Source organism: Tsukamurella spumae (assembly GCF_012396015.1).
Classification (GTDB): domain Bacteria; phylum Actinomycetota; class Actinomycetes; order Mycobacteriales; family Mycobacteriaceae; genus Tsukamurella; species Tsukamurella spumae.
Window position 1 is genome coordinate 153,168 of the sequence record NZ_JAAXOQ010000003.1, and the last position, 17,384, is coordinate 170,551.

Sequence of the window (17,384 nt, forward strand, 5' to 3'; positions counted from 1 at the left end):
GCCATGACCTCGATGACCGCCGCGGAACTGATCCGCACTCGAGCCCCGATCGCCCCAGCCGACGTGGCGACTATCGTGGACCGCGTCGCAGCCGAGTTGCTCTGCGAATGGGAGTGCCATCACCGCCTGCACGGTGCCGTCCAACCCGACAACATCGTCGTGACATTCATCTCCGGCAGCGTCCACACCGCACGGCTTATCGGCTTCGTCGATCCCGAGCTCGCGGGTACGGTGCTCGCGCGGTCCGGCGACGTAGAACCGACGGTGCACGTGCGCGATGTCCACCAGAAGTCCTACCCCGCGACGGAGAGCATTCTCGGCGGACGACTCGACCACCGCACCGACGTCTATTCCCTCGCCTGCACCGCGTTCGAGCTTCTCACGGGTCTGCGGCCGCACGGAGGAGGAACCGTCCAGGACGTGATGCGATCGGTGATCGATGGCACCGCGCAGGACCTCCCCCTCGGAACGCAGGCTCAGCGCAGCGTGCTCCGGTCAGCGATGGCGCCCGATTCCGCTGCGCGGCCAATCACCGCGCTGCGGTTCGCCGCCGACTTCCGGCGCGCCTTCCATGAAGACCCGACCGCGGCCATCACGATCGGAACTCGCCCGTGAAGCGCACCTGCGCCGTCGTCGCGCTGTGCATGCTGCTGGCAGGATGCAGCACTGCAATCCCCGGCGAGCCGGTCGCTGATCCGTCCGCGTTGAAACTCGATACCGGAAACTACGCGACTACGCCGCGTACCGTTGCTGCGATCGCAGCGGCCGATGCCTGGCAACAGGAGGGTTTCAACATGGCCGAGGCGGTCGTCGCACCGTTCGACATCCGTCCCACCCTCACAGTGCAGTCCACAGCCATCGAAACCTTCAGCACATCGATCATCCACCCGGTGCAGATGGTCGACTTCCGCGACGAGCGAAAGAGCGACGGCTTCCTCACCCGCGATCAGACCTTGAAGCTTCTGGGAACCTCGTTTCAGACCGGCTTCCTCGCGGAGGCCGCTGACAACGCCACCGACCCGGCTGTCCACCTGCGTTCCGGCCTGCTCCGCTTCCAAGACTCGGATGCCGCCGCACGCGCACTGCAGATCATGCGCGACTCCGCCGCTGAGACTCCGGCCGAGATCGCCAAGGTCCGCGGCGCCGCGGTCGTAGCGAACTACCCTACGTTCGGCCGCACCCGACTCGCTGCTGCGGCCCAGGTGGGCAACCTGATCGCGGTGTCGTCGGCCACTACCCGTGCCGCAACCGACGCTCCGGAGCTCGTCTCGAGCATCCTCGAGGCACAGGTGACGAAGGCCACCACCTACCGTCAGGGAGCTCCCCTGGGCCAGTATCGACTGATCCCGATGGACAAGGACGGCATCATGTCTCGCACACTGCCCAGCTCGGTCGAGGCAGAGCCCTCGGTCCTAGGACTGTCATCACGCGTCCACTTCGCCGATGGATACCGTTCCACTCGAACCCATTACATGATGACCCTCGACCGCGATTGGTACGACAAAGCGACCCGCAACGGGATCGACCTCGTTGCCTGGACGTCGGAGAGCGTGGTGTATCGCGTGAGAGACCGCGCGAGCGCATACGCGTTCGCCAACTCCTCTCCGGATGGCGTCACCACCACCTCTGCGCCTCCCGAGTCAGGTGACAATCGAATACCTGGGCTCCCCCGCAACGCGAACGTCTGCGTTCACACGACGACATCGACCGGTTGCACTGCCATCGTTGGCCGGTACCTGGTCAACTCGGTACACAAGACCCTCCAGCAGGCACGGCAAGCGACCGCGGCGCTGTACATGATCAACAAGGCAGCCGGCGAGAACTGATCACCAGGCGTGTCGGCGGCCCTGCTCCTCGTACCAGCCGAGCAGGTCCGGATCGTCCACGGACTTGGGGTCGACACCGACCTCGCGCCCGGCGAGTATGCCGGTCACCGGAATCTCCAGCTTCTTGCCGGTCTTGGTGTGCGGGATGCCGGGGGCTTCGATCACCTCGTCGGGCACGTGCCGCGGCGAGAGTCGCGTCCTGACGTCCGTGCGGATGCGCCCGACCAGCTCGTCCGTCAGTTCGGCGCCGGGCACGAGGGTGAGGAACAGCGGCATCCAGTACCGCGCATCGGGGCCGTCCACGCCGACCACCATGGCCTCCGCGACCTCCGGGATGGCCTCGACCACCTCGTAGATGTCGGCGGAGCCCATGCGGATCCCGTTGCGGTTCAGGGTCGCATCGCTGCGGCCGTGGATCGTGACCGATCCGCGGTCCGTCAGCTCCACCCAGTCGCCGTGGCGCCAGACGTTCGGCGCGATGCCGTCGGTCCACTCGTGCTCGAAGTAGGCGGCGCGGTACTTCGCATCGCCCGGGTCGTTCCAGAAGTGCGTCGGCATCGAGGGCATGGGCAGCGTGATCACCATCTCGCCCACCTCGCCGACGAGCGGCGTACGGTCGGGCGCCCACGAGTCCATCGCGCAGCCGAGGTACCGCACCGTCAGCTCCCCGGGGACGTGCGGTACCGACGCGGTGCCGCCGCAGAAGGCGCTGCACACATCGGTGCCGCCGGAGACGGAACTCACCGGGAGGCCCTGCGCGACATGCTCATCGACCCACGTGAAGAGGTCCGGCGCGAGCGGCGAGCCGGTGCTGCCGATGGTGCGCAGCACCAGCGAGTGCTCGGTGCCGGGGTTCAGGCCGGCCTTGCGCGAGGCCTGCAGCTGCCCGGGGCTGGTACCGAAGAAGGTGACCTTCTCGTCCTCGCAGACCTGCCACAGCCGATCGGCGGTGGGCGCCAACGGGTTCCCGGAGAAGGTCACGATGGTGGCACCCACGAGCAGGCCCGCCATCTGGTAGTTCCACATCATCCAGGACAGCGCGGTGTGCCAGAAGAAGACATCCCCGGGACCGATCTCGTTGTGCAGCCCCAGCACCTTCACGTGCTCGACGAGGATGCCACCGTGCCCTTGCACGATCCCCTTCGGTTTGCCGGTGGTCCCGGAGCTGAACAGCACCCACAGCGGGTGGTCGAAGGGCACCTGCACGGGCTTCAGGTCCGGGGTGTCCGCCGCCGGCTCGGGCAGCTCGGTGATCACATGCGTCGCGGGGACGCCGAGCAGCGCAGCGAGTTCGACGGTGTCGGCGCGCTTGTCCACCCGCTTCTCGCCGAACACGTAGCCGTCGCGCGCGAACAGCACCTTCGGCTCCAGCTGCGCCATGCGGCCCGCCGCGCCCTCGGGCGCGTAGTCCTGGCCGCAGCCCGACCAGATCGCCCCGATGGACGCCGTCGCCAGGAAGGCGAGGACCGCGAAGGGCTCGTCGGGAAGGTAGGCCGCGACGGTGTCGCCGACCCCGACCCCGAGGGAGCGCAGCAGCTCCGCGATCGCGGAGACCCGGGCGGGCAGCTCCGACCACGGGACCTCCACCCGCGCACCGTCGTCCGAGATGCCGACGATCGCGTTGCCGGGTAGGTCCGCGAATCGCAACACGCGGTCCACGTAGTTCAGTTCCACCTCGGGGAACCAGCGGGCCCCGGGCATCTCGCGCGCCTCGAGCACCGCTCCCGTGCGGTCACCGAGCTCGAAGAAGTCCCATACCGCGCCCCAGAACTTCTCGGGCTCCTCGATGGAGTACCGGAAGACCGTGTCGTAGTCGCCCGTGGGCACGCCAGCGAATTCGGCGAACCGATCGATCGAATGCATCTGCCTATTCTCCCAGACCGAGGAGGCCGATGGACTCCTCTCGCATCTGCACCTTGCGGATCTTCCCCGATACCGTCATGGGGAAGGCCGATACCACGTGCACGTAGCGCGGGATCTTGTGCCGCGCGATCTTGCCGTCGGCGAAGACCTTCAGGTCCTCGACGGTGAACGTGGCGACGCCCTCGCGGAGCTGGATCCACGCCATCAGCTCCTCCCCGTACCTCTCGTCCGGCACGCCGATCACCTGCGCATCGAGGATGTCCGGGTGGGTGTAGAGGAACTCCTCGATCTCCCGCGGGTAGATGTTCTCCCCGCCGCGGATCACCATGTCCTTGATGCGGCCGGTCACGCGCACGTAGCCGGCGTCGTCCATGGTTGCGAGGTCGCCGGTGTGCATCCACCCGTCGGCGTCGATCGCCTCGGCGGTCTTCTCCTCGTTGTTCCAGTAGCCCTTCATCACGGAATAGCCACGGGTGCACAGCTCCCCGACCTCGCCGCGCGGCATGACCGTGCCGTCGATCGGGTCGATCACCTGGATCTCCAGGTGCGGGCCCACCCGCCCGACGGTGCTCACGCGCAGCTCGAGCGCATCGTCGACCCGCGTCTGGGTGGACACGGGCGAGGTCTCGGTCATGCCGTAGCAGATCGACACCTCCGTCATGCCCATCCTGTCGACCACCTTGCGCATGATCTCCTCCGGGCACGGTGAACCGGCCATGACGCCGGTGCGCAGGCTCGAGAGGTCGTAGGAGTCGAAGTTCGCGAGGGCGAGCTCGGCGATGAACATGGTGGGAACGCCTAGAGGCTGGTGCACTTCTCGGCGACGACGGCGGCCAGCGCCTCGTCCGGCACGAAGGCGGGTCCGGGAATCACCATGGCCGCACCGTGGGTGATGGCCGCGAGGTTGCCCATCACCATGCCGAAGCAGTGGTAGAAGGGGCACGGGGATGCAGATCGAGTCCTGCTCCGAGTAGTTCAGCAACTCGCCCACGAGGTATCCGTTGTTGAGGATGTTGGAGTGGGTGAGCGTGGCGCCCTTGGGGAATCCCGTGGTCCCCGAGGTGTACTGGATGTTGATCGGGTCGTCGGCGGTCAGTTCGTCGCCGAGGTCCGCGAGGACGCCCAGCTCGTCGTCCGTCGCCGGAACCAGGTACGCGTCCCACTCGGCGGAGCCGAAGGTCACCACATCGCGCAACTCCGGTGCCTCGGAGCGGGCGGCCTGCAGCATCGCCGCGTACTCCGAGGTCTTGAAGCTGGTCATGGTGTACACCGCGACGATGCCGGACTGATTGAGCGCGTATTCCAACTCGCGCTGCCGGTAGGACGGGTTGAGGTTGACCAGGATCACGCCGGCGAGCGCGGTACCGAACTGGACGATCACCCACTCCGGGGTGTTCGGCGCCCAGACGCCCACCCGGTCGCCGCGCCGGATCCCGTTCCGCAACAGGCCCGCCGCGAACGCGCGCGAGTCCGCGAGGAGCTCGGCGTAGGTCCAGCGCCGGCCGGAGGGCACGTCGACGAGAGCGGTGCGCTCGCCGAACCGGTCGGCCGTCATCTCGAGCTGGGCGCCGATCGTCGCGGTGAGCAGCGCGGGCTCGGCCTCGCCGCGATCGTAGGACAGGGTGGTCATCTCTACTTCACTCCTACCGATTTCTTCAGTCGGCCCGGGCGACGATCGCGCGGGCCTGGGCGAGCAGCGGTGCGTCGATCATCTGACCCCGCACCTGGTAGACACCGTTGTTTCCGGCCTCCGCCTCGAGCACCTCCCGGGCCCAGTCGATCTCGTCGTCCGTGGGCCGGTAGGCGGCGCGGATCACGGCCGCCTGCGAGGGGTGGATGCAGACGGTGGCGGCGAAGCCGAGCGCCACGGCGTCCTCGGCCTCGGCGGCGAGCCCCTGGGTATCGGCGATGTCGATGTGCACCGCGTCGAGGGCGAACTTGCCGTGCGCGGCGGCCGCGAGGCGGGTCGCCGAGCGGACGTGCCGGGGGACGTCGCGGTAGGTCGCGTCGGCGAACCGGCTGGAGCGCCCGCCCATCGCGGCCACCAGGTCCTCCGCGCCCCACATGAGGCCGATGCAGCGCGGGTGCGCGGCGATCTCGTTCACGTTCACCGCACCCAGGGGCGTCTCGATGAGCGCGATCACCTGCAGCCCGTCGACCTGCGCCAGCTTGTCCAGCTGGTGGGCCGACTCGGTCTTGGCGAGCATGACCACACGATAGGCGGTGCGGCGCAGCGCCTCGATGTCTTCGGTGAAGTCGTAGGTGCCGAAGGCGTTCACCCGCACGATGGTCCGATCCGGATCGAGATCGTTGTCGATGAGCGCCTCCCGTGCAGCCGGACGGGCGTCGGCAGTCACCGCGTCCTCGAGGTCGAGGATCACCGCGTCCGCGCGCTCGGCCGCCTTCGCGTACCGTTCCGGCCGGTCGGCGGGGCAGAAGAGGATCGCGGGGCCGGGCGGCTGCCAGGCGGGGGCGTCGCGCCCGTCGTGGTGGAACATCTACTCCCCCTCCGACGGTGCCCGGCGCACCAGGGTCGAGCGCTCGGCCACCGCGACGACGGTGCCGTCCTGGTTCCGCGCGACGTGCCGCAGGTTGACGATGCCCTCGCCCGGCCGGGACTTGGACTCCCGCTTGCCCGTGCACAGCGTCTCCGCGTACAGGGTGTCGCCGGCGAACACCGGCGCGGGGAAGGCGATCTCGGAGAAGCCGAGGTTCGCGACCAGCGTGCCCTGGGTCAGCTGCGCCACGGACAGGCCCACCAGGGTGGAGAGCGTGTACATCGAGTTCACCAGTCGCTGCCCACCGAAGCCGGGCTGCTGCGCCGACCAGTGCGCGTCCAGGTGCAGCGCCTGGGTGTTCATGGTCAGCTTGGTGAAGAGCATGTTGTCGGCCTCGGTCACGGTGACACCGGGGCGGTGCTCGTAGAGCACGCCGTCCTCGAACTCGTCGAACCACAGGCCGCGCTGCGTGACCCGGCGCACCGGCTCCTGCTCGGCGGCGCTCATGCGTGCAGCCCCAGCGACCGGGCGATCAGCATGAGCTGCACCTCGGTGGTGCCCTCACCGATCTCGAGGATCTTCGAGTCGCGGTAGTGCCGCGCCACGGGGTACTCGTTCATGAAGCCGTAGCCGCCGTGGATCTGGGTGGCCATGCGGGCGTTGTCCATCGCCGCCTCGGAGGAGATCATCTTGGCGATGGCCGCCTCCTTCTTGAAGGGCTTGCCGGCCAACATGAGCCGGGCGGCCTCGTAGTAGGCCACGCGGGAGGTGTGCGCGCGGGCCTCCATCCGCGCGATCGCGAAGGCGATCGACTGGAACTCACCGATCGGCTTGCCGAAGGCGTCGCGCTCCTTGGCGTACTTCACCGACTCGTCCACACAGCCCTGCGCGGCGCCGGTGGCGACCGCGGCGATGGCGATGCGGCCCTCGTCGAGGATGGACAGGAAGTTCGCGTAGCCCCGCCCCTCCTCGCCCAGCAGGTTCTCCTTCGGCACGCGCACGTCGGAGAAGCTGAGCGGGTGCGTGTCCGAGGCGTTCCAGCCGACCTTGTTGTAGGCGGGCTCGACGGTGAAGCCGGGCGTGCCGCTGGGCACGATGATGGTGGAGATCTGCTTGCGCCCGTCCGGCTTGGTGCCGGTCACCGCGGTCACCGTCACCAGGCTGGTGATGTCGGTGCCGGAGTTGGTGATGAACTGCTTGGAGCCGTTGATCACCCACTCGCCGCCGTCGAGCACGGCGGTGGTCTGCGTACCCGAGGCGTCCGAGCCGCAGCCCGGCTCCGTGAGACCGAAGCCCGCCAGGTTCTCGCCCGCGGCCAACGACGGGAGGTACCGCTGCTTCTGCTCCTCGGTGCCGAACTTGTAGATCGGCATGGCACCGAGGCCGACACCGGCCTCGACCGTCATCGCGACCGACTGATCGACACGGCCCAGCTCCTCCAGCGCGAGGGCGAGCGCGAAGTAGTCGCCGCCCATGCCGCCGTACTCCTCGGGGAAGGGCAGGCCGAACAGGCCCATCTGCCCCATCTGCCGCACGACCGCGTACGGGAAGGAGTGCTCCTCGTCGTGCTTGGCCGAGACCGGCGCGACGACCTGATTCGCGAAGTCGCGCACCGTGTCCCGCAGGTCCGCGTAGTCCTGGCTGAGCTCCATGTCATTCACCTTCATTCGTGTTCGCCGTGACCGTCGCGAGCACCTGTGCCGCCGTCACCTTGTCTCCCGCGCGCACCGCGATCGACACCACACCGTCGTGCGGCGCGGCCAGCGGCTGCTCCATCTTCATCGCCTCGATGATCACCAGGGTCTCGCCCTTGGCGACCGCCTGGCCGTCCTCGACCGGCACCGCCACGACGGCACCCGGCATGGGGCTCACGACATCGCCGCCGTGGGCGCCGTCGCGGTTCTTCGACGTGGACCGCGCGAACGGCAGCTCGTGCGTACCGTCCTCGCTACTGACCCAGTACGTCCCGCCCTGCAGGTCGACGGTGACCGGCGTCGAGTAGCCGTCCAGCACGAGGCGCTCACCAGCGATCCGGGCGGTGCCGGCCCCGTCGAGCGTCGAGCCCTCCGCCGTGGCGCGTACCGTCACCGCGTCGCCGAGCACCGAGACCTGGACCTCGCCGGTCTCCTCCGTACCGGCGAACCGGACGACGGTGGGCTGTGCGCCCCCGATCCGCCATCCGGTCTCGGTGCCCCAGGCGCCATCGCCCGTCGCCGCCGAGACGGCCGTGATCGCGGCGGCGGCGTAGGCGCGCACCGTCGGATCCGGTCGGGTGTAGGTGGGCGCCAGGCGATCCAGCAGCTCGGTGTCGAGCCTGCCGGCGACGACGTCGTCGTCGGCGAGGACGAACCGGCAGAAGTCGATGTTGGTGCGCAGGCCCGTCAACTGGGTACCGGCGAGGGCCTCGTCGAGCCGGCGCAGCGCCTGCTCGCGGCCCTCGGCGTGCACGATCACCTTGGCCAGCATGGGGTCGTAGTCGCTGCCGACGACGCTGCCGGCCTCGATGCCGGTGTCCACGCGGACGGGGCCGCGGCGGTCGTTGCGCGGGTAGCGCAGCGCGGTCACAGTGCCGCCGGTGGGCAGGAAGCCGGCGGCCGGGTCCTCCGCGTACACGCGGGCCTCGACGGCGTGCCCGGTGAGCACGATGTCGTCCTGCGACAGCGCCAGCACCTCGCCGTTCGCGACGCGGATCTGCTGCTCCACCAGGTCGACTCCGGTCACCAGCTCGGTGACGGGGTGCTCGACCTGCAGGCGGGTGTTCATCTCCATGAAGAAGAACTTGTCGGGGCGCTTGGCCGAGACGATGAACTCGACGGTGCCCACGCCGGTGTATCCGACGGACCGCGCGGCATCGCAGGCCGCACGGCCGATCTCGGCGCGGGTGGCCTCGTCGAGCAGGGCCGACGGGGCCTCCTCGATCACCTTCTGGTGGCGGCGCTGCAGCGAGCACTCGCGCTCGCCGAGGTGGATGACGTTGCCGTGCTTGTCGGCCAGCACCTGCACCTCGATGTGGCGCGGCGTGTCCACGAAGTGCTCCAGGAACAGCGCGTCGTCGCCGAAGGCTGCTGCGGCCTCGCGGCGTGCGGCGGCGACCGCGGCGGGCAGGTCCGCCGGGTTCTCCACCCGGTGCATGCCCTTGCCGCCGCCGCCCGCGCTGGGCTTGATCAGCACGGGGAAACCGATGCCCTCGGCCGCGCCGATGAGGTCGGCGTCCGTCAGGCCCGGGCGGCTGATACCGGGGACGACGGGCACGTCGCGCTCGACGACCGCCGCGCGCGCGGTGATCTTGTCGCCCATCGTCTCGATGGATTCGACCGGCGGCCCGAGGAATTCGATGCCGGCCTCCGACAGCGCCCGCGCGAACGCGGCGTTCTCGGACAGGAATCCGTAGCCGGGGTGCACGGCATCGGCGCCGGTGACGCGCGCGGCCTCCACGACGGCGTCGATGCGCAGGTAGCTCTCGGTGGCGGCCGCCGGGCCGAGGCGCACGGCCTCGTCGGCGAGCCGCACGTGCCGGGCGTCGGCGTCCGCATCGGAGTACACCGCCACACTGCCGATGCCCAACGCGCGCAGGGTATCGATGACGCGGCAGGCGATCTCGCCGCGGTTGGCGATGAGGACCTTCTCGATCTTCTTACTCATGTCAGCTCACATCCGGAAGACGCCGTAGGAGACCTCGGCGAGCGGCGTGCGGGACGCCGCCTCGAGCGCGAGGCCGAGGACCGTGCGGGTGTCGGCGGGGTCGATGACGCCGTCGTCCCACAGCCGGGCCGTGGAGTAGTAGGCCTGCGACTGCCGATCGAACTGGTCGCGAACGCCCTGCTTGAACTCCTCCATGCCCTCCTGCTCGCGGCGGACCGACCCGAGCGTGTCGGCGGCCTGCGGGCCGCCCATCACCGAGATCCGCGCGTTGGGCCACATCCACAGGAAGCGGGGCGAGTACGCGCGTCCGCACATGGAATAGTTTCCGGCCCCGAAGGACCCGCCCACGATCACCGTGAACTTGGGCACCCGGGCGCACGCCACGGCGGTGACCATCTTGGCGCCGTGCTTGGCGATGCCGCCCTCCTCGTACTGGCGGCCGACCATGAACCCGGTGATGTTCTGCAGGAACAGCAGCGGGATGCGGCGCTTATCGCACAGCTCGATGAAGTGCGCGCCCTTCTGCGCGGCCTCGGCGAAGAGCACGCCGTTGTTGCCGATGATGCCCACCGGGTGGCCGTGGATCCGCGCGAAGGCAGTGACCAGGGTGGTGCCGAACAGCTCCTTGAACTCGTCGAATTCGCCACCGTCGGCGATGATCCCGATCAGCTTGCGCACGTCGTACCCGATCTTCGGATCGGTCGGCACCACGTCGTAGAGGTCCGTCTGCGGCCGGGCCGCGGGCACCGCCGGGCGCACGTCCCACTGCACCTCGCCGACCGGTCCGAGCCGCGCGACGATCTGCCGGACCTTCTCGAGCGCCTCGTCGTCCGAATCCACCAGATGATCGGTGACGCCCGACTTGGTGGAGTGCATGAGACCGCCACCGAGGTCCTCGGCGGTGACATCCTCACCGGTCGCGGCCTTCACCAGCGGTGGGCCGGCCAGGAAGATGGTGCCCTGGTCGCGCACGATGACCGTCTCGTCGCTCATCGCGGGAACGTAGGCGCCGCCCGCGGTCGAGCTGCCGAGCACCGCCGCGATCTGCGGGATGCCGGCGGCGCTCATGGTGGCCTGGTTGTAGAAGATCCGGCCGAAGTGCTCCCGGTCCGGGAAGACCTCGTCCTGGTTGAGCAGCATGGCGCCGCCCGAGTCGACGAGGTAGATGCAGGGCAGCCGGTTCTGCAGCGCGATCTCCTGCGCGCGCAGGTGCTTCTTGACGGTGATCGGGTAGTACGTTCCGCCGGAGACCGTCGCATCGTTGGCGACGATCATGACCTGCCGCCCGGACACGGTGCCGATGCCCGCGACCACACCGGCCGACGGCACCCTGCCCTCGTACATGTCCTCGGCCGCCAGCGGCGCCACCTCCAGGAACGGACTGGCCGTGTCCAGCAGTCGACGGATCCGCTCGCGGACCATCAGCTTGCCGCGGCCCTCGTGCCGGGCGCGGGCCCGCTCACCGCCGCCCTGGGCCACCCTGCCGAGCCGTTCGCGCAGCTCAGCGACGTTCGCGTCGTGTTCCTCGCGGAATGTCACAGCCGCTCCTTGTGAGTTAGTCACCGTTAACTGAAACCAGGATAGCTGTGACCCGGACCACTTGTCCAGCATCGACCACCAGCCGGGCAGAGGCAGGACCGGCCGGTGCGGAGCGGGAGGCGCGTCAGACGCCGAGCGCGGCGAGGGCCTTGTCGCGGAGGAGGGCGCGCAGGCGCGGCTGCGGCAGGGCCGGCAGGCTCGGGGCGGCGTTGAGGAGGCCGAAGACGGCGTGCACCGTCGCGCGGTTCTCCACCGGGTCGCCACCGAGGCGGGTCAGCTCGCCGGCCCAGAGCTCCACGTACTGCCGCTGCAGCCGCCGCACGCGGCGCGCCGACTCCGGGGCCAGCGACCACAGGTCGCGGTACTGCACCCGGATCAGGTCCGGTTCGGAGGCGGCGAAGTCGACGTGGAAGTCGACGAGCTCGTGCAGCGCCCGCCGCGGATCGTCGGCGTGCTGCTCGGCCACCCGACGGCCACCGTCGTACAGGTACTCGGAGATCTCCTCGAGGAGTGCGGCGAGCACGTCCTGTTTGCCCGAGAAGTGCCGGTACATGGCGGGCCCCGAGACGCCCGCGGCCGCTCCGATGTCCTCCAGCCGCACGCCCGCGAAGCCCCGTTCCGCCATGAGTGCGGCGGCCGCGGCGAGCAATTCGCGGCGACGGGCCGCTTTGGCGCGCTCGCGCGCCGTGCCCGCCGCGGGGGCCGAACCGACACCGCGCCTCGTCGTGGGTACCTCCATGGCGCGCCACACTACTCGGCTTGCCCCGTCCCGGACCCCGTGTCATGCTTGTTGCGCAAGGCGCCAATCGTTCGCTGAGGCTCCTTCGCGGAAACAGGCCAGCGACCCCGAACGTCGAGAGACGCCCCGGGTCAGGACAGGCGCATCCGGATTAAGGGTGCGCCCCGATTGGCTCCCGTTCACGGGTTCACGCCGCGAAGTGCTGAAGGTCTGACGTGGAGGGGCGATTTCTTCACTTTCCTCCTGCGGCGCGCGGTTCGACCGATGGAGGTGATGCTCATGACCGACGACAGTCACCATCTCTCGCTCGGCATTTCCCGCATCACCGCGGGAACCCGCTGAGCGCACCGTGATCCGGGTCGAGGACCCACCCCGGTCCTCGACCCACTGATATCTCCCACCCCCTGCTCCGCCGCGGCCATCGGGCCCGCGGCGCGGTAGCGCGTGCCCGGACGAGGGAACACCATGCACACCTCCACCACGAACATCGACCTGCTCGACATGCTGCTGCGCATCGCCGCCGGCGTCGGGCTCGGCACCCTGATCGGACTCGAACGCCAGTACCGCGCCCGGATGGCGGGCCTGCGCACCAATGCCCTCGTCTCCGTCGGCTCGGCACTCTTCGTCGTGTTGTCCGCCTACGGATTCGGCGGCGGCGACCCCACCCGCGTCGCGGCACAGATCGTGTCCGGAATCGGCTTCCTCGGCGGCGGCGTGATCCTGCGCGACGGCCTCACCGTGCGCGGCCTGAACACCGCCGCCACGCTGTGGTGCTCGGCCGCGGTCGGCGCACTCGCCGGTTCGGGGATGTACGTGCCGGCCGCGCTCGGTACCGCCGTCGTGATCGGCGTGAACACCGCACTGCGGTCGGTCGGGCACGCCGTCGACAGGGCGCCGGACACCGGCAAGGAGGCTCCCAGCCGGTACGAGTTCGTCGCCGTGACACGCGACGAGAACGAGGCGCACGTCCGGGTCATGCTCGTACAGGCGCTGAGCCGCACCGCCTTCCATCTGCAATCCATCAGCAGTACCAACGCGACGGAGGGCCGGGTCGAGGTGCGCGCCACACTCGCCGCCGACGGCCGCGACGACCGCGCCCTCGAATCCGCCATCAGCCAGCTCAGCATGGAGCCGTCGGTCACGGCGGTCCGCTGGGACGTTCTCACCGACCACGAGGAGGTCGACCTGTGACCACAATGCCCCTCGGCAGCGCACTGCTGCCCGCCCGGGACCGCGACCGGGCCCGACGGCGGTTCGGATCCTCGGCTTCCTCTCGATCACGGTCACGCTCTTCATCGCCCTGTTCCCCGGCTCCACGATGGGGCTCGAATGCGCCGCGATCTTCGCGATCTTCACCTCGCAGGCGTGGAACATGACCTTCGCCTTCTACCAGAGCCTCATCGGCCAGCCGCGCGACCTCGGCGAGGCGGCCCAGAACCTGGGACTGTCCCGCTGGCAACGGTTCTGGCGTCTCGACGTGCCCAGCGGGATGATCCCGCTGGTCTGGAACGCGATGATGAGCTTCGGCGGCGGCTGGTTCTTCCTCACCGCCTCCGAGGCCGTCTCCGTCGCGGGCCACTCGTACGCGCTCCCCGGCATCGGCGCCTACGTCGCGACCGCCTCGTCCGACGGTGACCTCGGCCGCGTCGGGTGGGCGATCGTCGCGATGATCGTGGTGATCGTCGGCGTGAACCTGCTGTTCTGGAGCCCGCTCACCGCGTGGGCCGAACGGTTCCGGCTCGAGGACTCGGCCTCCGGTCGCGAGCCGAAATCACTGGTCCTCGGCGTCCTGCGCCGCTCGCACGCCGGTTCCGCCGTCCGCCGCCTGACGAACCCCGTCGTCACCGCCCTCGACGCGACCTTCGGCGCGCTCGGCCGGAGCGCGCCGGCCACCGTCGGGCATCCGGCCCGCAGGCGACTGGGCGACGCGATGTTCGCGCTCGTCGTGGGTGCGATCGTGGCCTACGGGCTGTGGCGCGCAGTCGAGCTGATCCTGCGCGATGCGGGCATCGGCGAGGTCGGCCACGTCCTGCTCCTCGGGCTCGCGACGATGGGACGCGTCGCCGTGGTGATGGCCGTCGCCACCGTGATCTGGGTCCCGATCGGCGTGATCATCGGCCTGAACCCCGCGCTGAGCCGCGCTCTGCAGCCGATCATCCAGATCTGCGCCAGCTTCCCGGCGAACTTCCTGTTCCCACTGGTCACAGCGGTGTTCGTGGCCTGGCACATCCCGCTGAACCTGGGCGGCATCGTGCTCATGGCACTCGGCACGCAGTGGTACATCCTGTTCAACGTCATCGCGGCGGCCAGCGCGATCCCCGGCGACCTGCTCGAGGCCGCCGCCGACATGCGGCTGCCCCGAACGATGAGGTGGCGCCACGTACTCCTGCCCGGGGTCTTCGCCGGCTACGTGACGGGCGGCATCACCGCGGCGGGCGGCGCCTGGAACGCCTCGATCGTGGCCGAGATCGTGTCGTACGACGGCGACACGCAGCACGCCTTCGGTCTCGGCGACTACATCGCCCGCGCCACGGCGGCCACCGGCGCGGAGCACGTCTCGCACCTGCTGCTCGGCATCGTCGTCATGTGCCTGTTCGTCGTCGGCACCAACGCGGCGCTCTGGCGCCGCCTCTACCGCGTCGCCGAACGCCGCTACTCCCTCTAGCCACCCCGTATAACAAGGAGCCCTCCCATGACCGTCACCACCGCCACCGCGCTGATCCGTCTCGCCGGCCTCACCACGAGCTTCGAGGGCGCCCGCGGCGACACCCTGACCGTCCTCGACGACATCGACCTCACCATCGAGCCGGGCGAGATCGTCGCCCTCCTCGGCCGATCGGGTTCGGGCAAGTCGACCCTGCTCCGGATCATCGCCGGGCTCATCCCCGCCACGTCCGGCACCGTCGAGGCCGACGGTGCCGCCCTCTCCGGCCCCAACCCGGGCACGGCCATGATCTTCCAGTCCTTCGCCCTGATGCCCTGGCTGACGGTCCAGGACAACGTCGAGCTCGGGCTCGCCGCCCGGAACGTGCCCCGCGCGGAGCGCCGCGCCCGGGCGCTCGCCGCGATCGACACCATCGGCCTCGACGGTTTCGAGTCGGCGTACCCGCGGGAGCTGTCCGGCGGCATGCGGCAGCGCGTCGGCTTCGCCCGAGCCCTGGTCCTCGAGCCGGACCTACTGCTGATGGACGAGCCCTTCTCCGCCCTGGACGTGCTCACCGCCGAGAACCTGCGGGGCGAGCTCGTCGAACTGTGGGCGCAGGACGACTTCCCAACCCGGAGCGTGTGCATCGTCACCCACAACATCGAGGAGGCCGTGCTGCTCGCCGATCGCGTCGTCGTGCTCGGTTCCAAGCCCGGGCGGATCGTCCACGAGACCCGGATCGATCTACCCCGGCCGCGCACGCGCACCGCGGCCGAGTTCGAGGCGATCGTCGACGAACTGTACGGCGCCCTCACCGGACGCAGCGTCGAGATCGAGCACGCACCCGACCCCGGCGAGGCGACCCCCGTCAGCCGCCCGCTGCCCGACGCCACCGTCGGCGGGATGGCGGGCCTCGTCGAGCTCGTGCACGCGCGCCACGACCACGCCGACCTGCCCGACCTGGCCGCGGACCTCAACTTCGAACTGGACGACATCATGCCGCTCGTCGACGCGGCCGCGATGCTGGGTCTCGTCGAGGTGACCGGCAACGACATCAGCATCACCGAGGAGGGCCGCACCTTCGTGACGGTGCCGCTCATCGAGGCGAAGGAGGTGTTCGCGCAGCAGGCCGCGGCGCGAGCACCCCTGGTCCGGACGATCCTGCGCACCCTGCGCTCCTCGAACGACGGTGCGGTCCGGCTCGGTCTGTTCGTCGACCTCTTGCGGCGCGGGTTCGGCCCGGAGGACGCGGACCGGCAGATGCGGCTGGCCGTCGACTGGGGCAGGTACGCGGAGCTCTACGATTACGACGCGGACGCCGACCGGATCCGGCTCGACCCGGGGGCAACACTGTCGTGATCCGGTACTTTGTTATCGCACTGTGACCAAGCGCACATTCGCGTCGGGCACACCCCTAGAGGTTGTCTCATCGCAATCATTTCGTTATCGTCGACGGGACGCGGGTCACAGAGCGGTCACGGCGAGGACATCGTCAGATCACCGAGTGGCCCGAAGTGCGGTTATACGGTTGGAGTAGGCGAGATATGACACGGAGTCGCGAGGACCACGTGAGCTTCAAGAGCTCCACGCAGGTACTGGACGATGAGTCGATCACCGCGATCATCCCGTTGGACGAGCTCGAGGCCCGCCTCGAAGCCGCCTACGCCGAGACCTGGACCGATGCGTCCGACGGCGAATCGGCGCTGCTCTACCGCCCCTCCCGCTCGGAGGTCACGCAGGACCTCATGATCCCCGAGGTGCTGTTCACCGGCACCCCGCGGTTCGACGGTCCGGCCCTGGACGAGGACGAGGACACCGCACTCCTCGCCGAGCCCGAGCTCGCCCCCGAGCCCCTCGCCGACCCCGTCCGCCGTGGCGGCAAGCACCGCGTTCCCGCTCCCCCGCACGCACTCCGGGGCCGCGCCGCACTGCTGGCCCTGGCCGCCGGCGCGACCGTCGCCGGTGCCGCCGTCGCGACCGCGCCCGACGAGGGCCCGTCGACCTCGCAGCAGCCCATCGCGCCCGCACCGGGCCCCGAGGCCAACGCCGCCCGCCAGGCGCCGCTGCCGCCCGCCCAGGACATGGACCAGTTCACCGCCGGTCTCGCGGGCGGTAAGGCCCGCAAGGACGCCGATGACAAGCGCATCATCGACTCCATGCGCCCCAAGGTGATCGCACCGGTCAACGGCGCCACGCTCACCTCGAACTTCGGCACCCGTTGGGGCGCCATGCACGGCGGCCTCGATCTGGCCGCGCCGCTCGGCACCCCGCTGTTCGCCGCGGCCGACGGCGTCGTGACCGACGCGGGTCCCGCGTCCGGCTTCGGCATCTGGATCAAGATCCGGCTCTCGGACGGCACCGTCCTGGTCTACGGCCACATGTACAACGTGAACGTGCACGCCGGCCAGACCGTCAAGGCGGGCGACCTGATCAGCTGGGTCGGCAGCAACGGCTACTCCACCGGCCCGCACCTGCACTTCGAGGTGCACAGCCCCGCCGGCGCGAAGATGGACCCGCAGGCCTGGCTGGCCGAGCGCGGCGTCAACGTCTAGCAGCTCCTGAACACGCAGAAGGCGCCCCGGAAGGAATCCGAGGCGCCTTTCGCGTTGCGGTGAGGCGGGTGGACCGCTACC

Annotated in this window: 14 protein-coding genes and 1 riboswitch; of the genes, 6 read left to right on the forward strand and 8 right to left on the reverse strand. The window is 69.7% G+C overall.

Annotated elements, in window-relative coordinates; genetic code table 11:
- The first annotated feature begins 3 nt into the window (after positions 1 to 3).
- Positions 4 to 615 (forward strand): protein kinase, encoded by a 612-nt coding sequence (locus HF999_RS03660; protein WP_168544562.1) that lies wholly within the window; start codon positions 4 to 6, stop codon positions 613 to 615.
- Positions 612 to 1,826, forward strand: coding sequence for a DUF7373 family lipoprotein (locus tag HF999_RS03665; RefSeq protein ID WP_168544563.1), 1,215 nt, complete (start codon positions 612 to 614; stop codon positions 1,824 to 1,826). The genes HF999_RS03660 and HF999_RS03665 overlap by 4 nt, the downstream gene beginning before the upstream one ends.
- Here the strand turns inward: HF999_RS03665 and HF999_RS03670 are convergent, their stop codons facing one another.
- From HF999_RS03670 to HF999_RS03705, 8 genes are all read right to left on the reverse strand, one after another.
- Positions 1,827 to 3,689 (reverse strand): acetoacetate--CoA ligase, encoded by a 1,863-nt coding sequence (locus HF999_RS03670; RefSeq protein ID WP_168544564.1) that lies wholly within the window; start codon positions 3,687 to 3,689, stop codon positions 1,827 to 1,829. It abuts the gene before it with no gap.
- Between the two features lie 4 nt (positions 3,690 to 3,693).
- Positions 3,694 to 5,319 (reverse strand): AMP-binding protein, encoded by a 1,626-nt coding sequence (locus HF999_RS03675; protein WP_246207149.1) that lies wholly within the window; start codon positions 5,317 to 5,319, stop codon positions 3,694 to 3,696.
- A 25-nt stretch (positions 5,320 to 5,344) separates the two neighbouring features.
- On the reverse strand, positions 5,345 to 6,187 hold the full coding sequence (locus HF999_RS03680; RefSeq protein ID WP_168544565.1) for an HpcH/HpaI aldolase/citrate lyase family protein: 843 nt from the start codon (positions 6,185 to 6,187) through the stop codon (positions 5,345 to 5,347).
- The gene (locus tag HF999_RS03685; RefSeq protein ID WP_168544566.1) at positions 6,188 to 6,694 is read right to left on the reverse strand and encodes a MaoC family dehydratase; all 507 of its coding nucleotides are present in this window, start codon (positions 6,692 to 6,694) and stop codon (positions 6,188 to 6,190) included.
- A complete protein-coding gene (locus HF999_RS03690; protein ID WP_168544567.1) occupies positions 6,691 to 7,839 on the reverse strand; it encodes an acyl-CoA dehydrogenase family protein in 1,149 nt (382 codons plus the stop codon). The genes HF999_RS03685 and HF999_RS03690 overlap by 4 nt, the downstream gene beginning before the upstream one ends.
- Before the next feature lies 1 nt (position 7,840).
- Positions 7,841 to 9,829 carry an acetyl/propionyl/methylcrotonyl-CoA carboxylase subunit alpha gene (locus HF999_RS03695; RefSeq protein WP_168544568.1) on the reverse strand — a complete coding sequence of 663 codons (1,989 nt, stop codon included), beginning with the start codon at positions 9,827 to 9,829 and terminating at the stop codon, positions 7,841 to 7,843.
- 6 nt (positions 9,830 to 9,835) lie between these two features.
- Complete coding sequence (locus HF999_RS03700; protein WP_312854000.1) at positions 9,836 to 11,368, reverse strand: carboxyl transferase domain-containing protein; 1,533 nt, start codon at positions 11,366 to 11,368, stop codon at positions 9,836 to 9,838.
- Between the two features lie 124 nt (positions 11,369 to 11,492).
- Positions 11,493 to 12,107 carry a TetR/AcrR family transcriptional regulator gene (locus tag HF999_RS03705; RefSeq protein ID WP_168544570.1) on the reverse strand — a complete coding sequence of 205 codons (615 nt, stop codon included), beginning with the start codon at positions 12,105 to 12,107 and terminating at the stop codon, positions 11,493 to 11,495.
- Positions 12,108 to 12,166: 59 nt separating this feature from the next.
- A riboswitch (M-box (ykoK) riboswitch) is annotated at positions 12,167 to 12,335 on the forward strand.
- Positions 12,336 to 12,572: 237 nt separating this feature from the next.
- Here HF999_RS03705 and HF999_RS03710 point away from each other — a divergent pair.
- The 4 genes from HF999_RS03710 to HF999_RS03725 all read left to right on the forward strand — a co-directional run bounded on the left by HF999_RS03710 (position 12,573) and on the right by HF999_RS03725 (position 17,303).
- A complete protein-coding gene (locus HF999_RS03710; RefSeq protein WP_210733422.1) occupies positions 12,573 to 13,298 on the forward strand; it encodes an MgtC/SapB family protein in 726 nt (241 codons plus the stop codon).
- A gap of 127 nt (positions 13,299 to 13,425) precedes the next feature.
- Positions 13,426 to 14,772, forward strand: a complete 1,347-nt coding sequence (locus HF999_RS03715; RefSeq protein ID WP_246207154.1) for an ABC transporter permease — start codon at positions 13,426 to 13,428, stop codon at positions 14,770 to 14,772.
- A 27-nt stretch (positions 14,773 to 14,799) separates the two neighbouring features.
- Positions 14,800 to 16,110 carry an ABC transporter ATP-binding protein gene (locus HF999_RS03720; RefSeq protein WP_168544571.1) on the forward strand — a complete coding sequence of 437 codons (1,311 nt, stop codon included), beginning with the start codon at positions 14,800 to 14,802 and terminating at the stop codon, positions 16,108 to 16,110.
- A gap of 185 nt (positions 16,111 to 16,295) precedes the next feature.
- Positions 16,296 to 17,303, forward strand: coding sequence for a M23 family metallopeptidase (locus HF999_RS03725; RefSeq protein ID WP_168544572.1), 1,008 nt, complete (start codon positions 16,296 to 16,298; stop codon positions 17,301 to 17,303).
- The last annotated feature ends 81 nt before the right edge of the window (positions 17,304 to 17,384 follow it).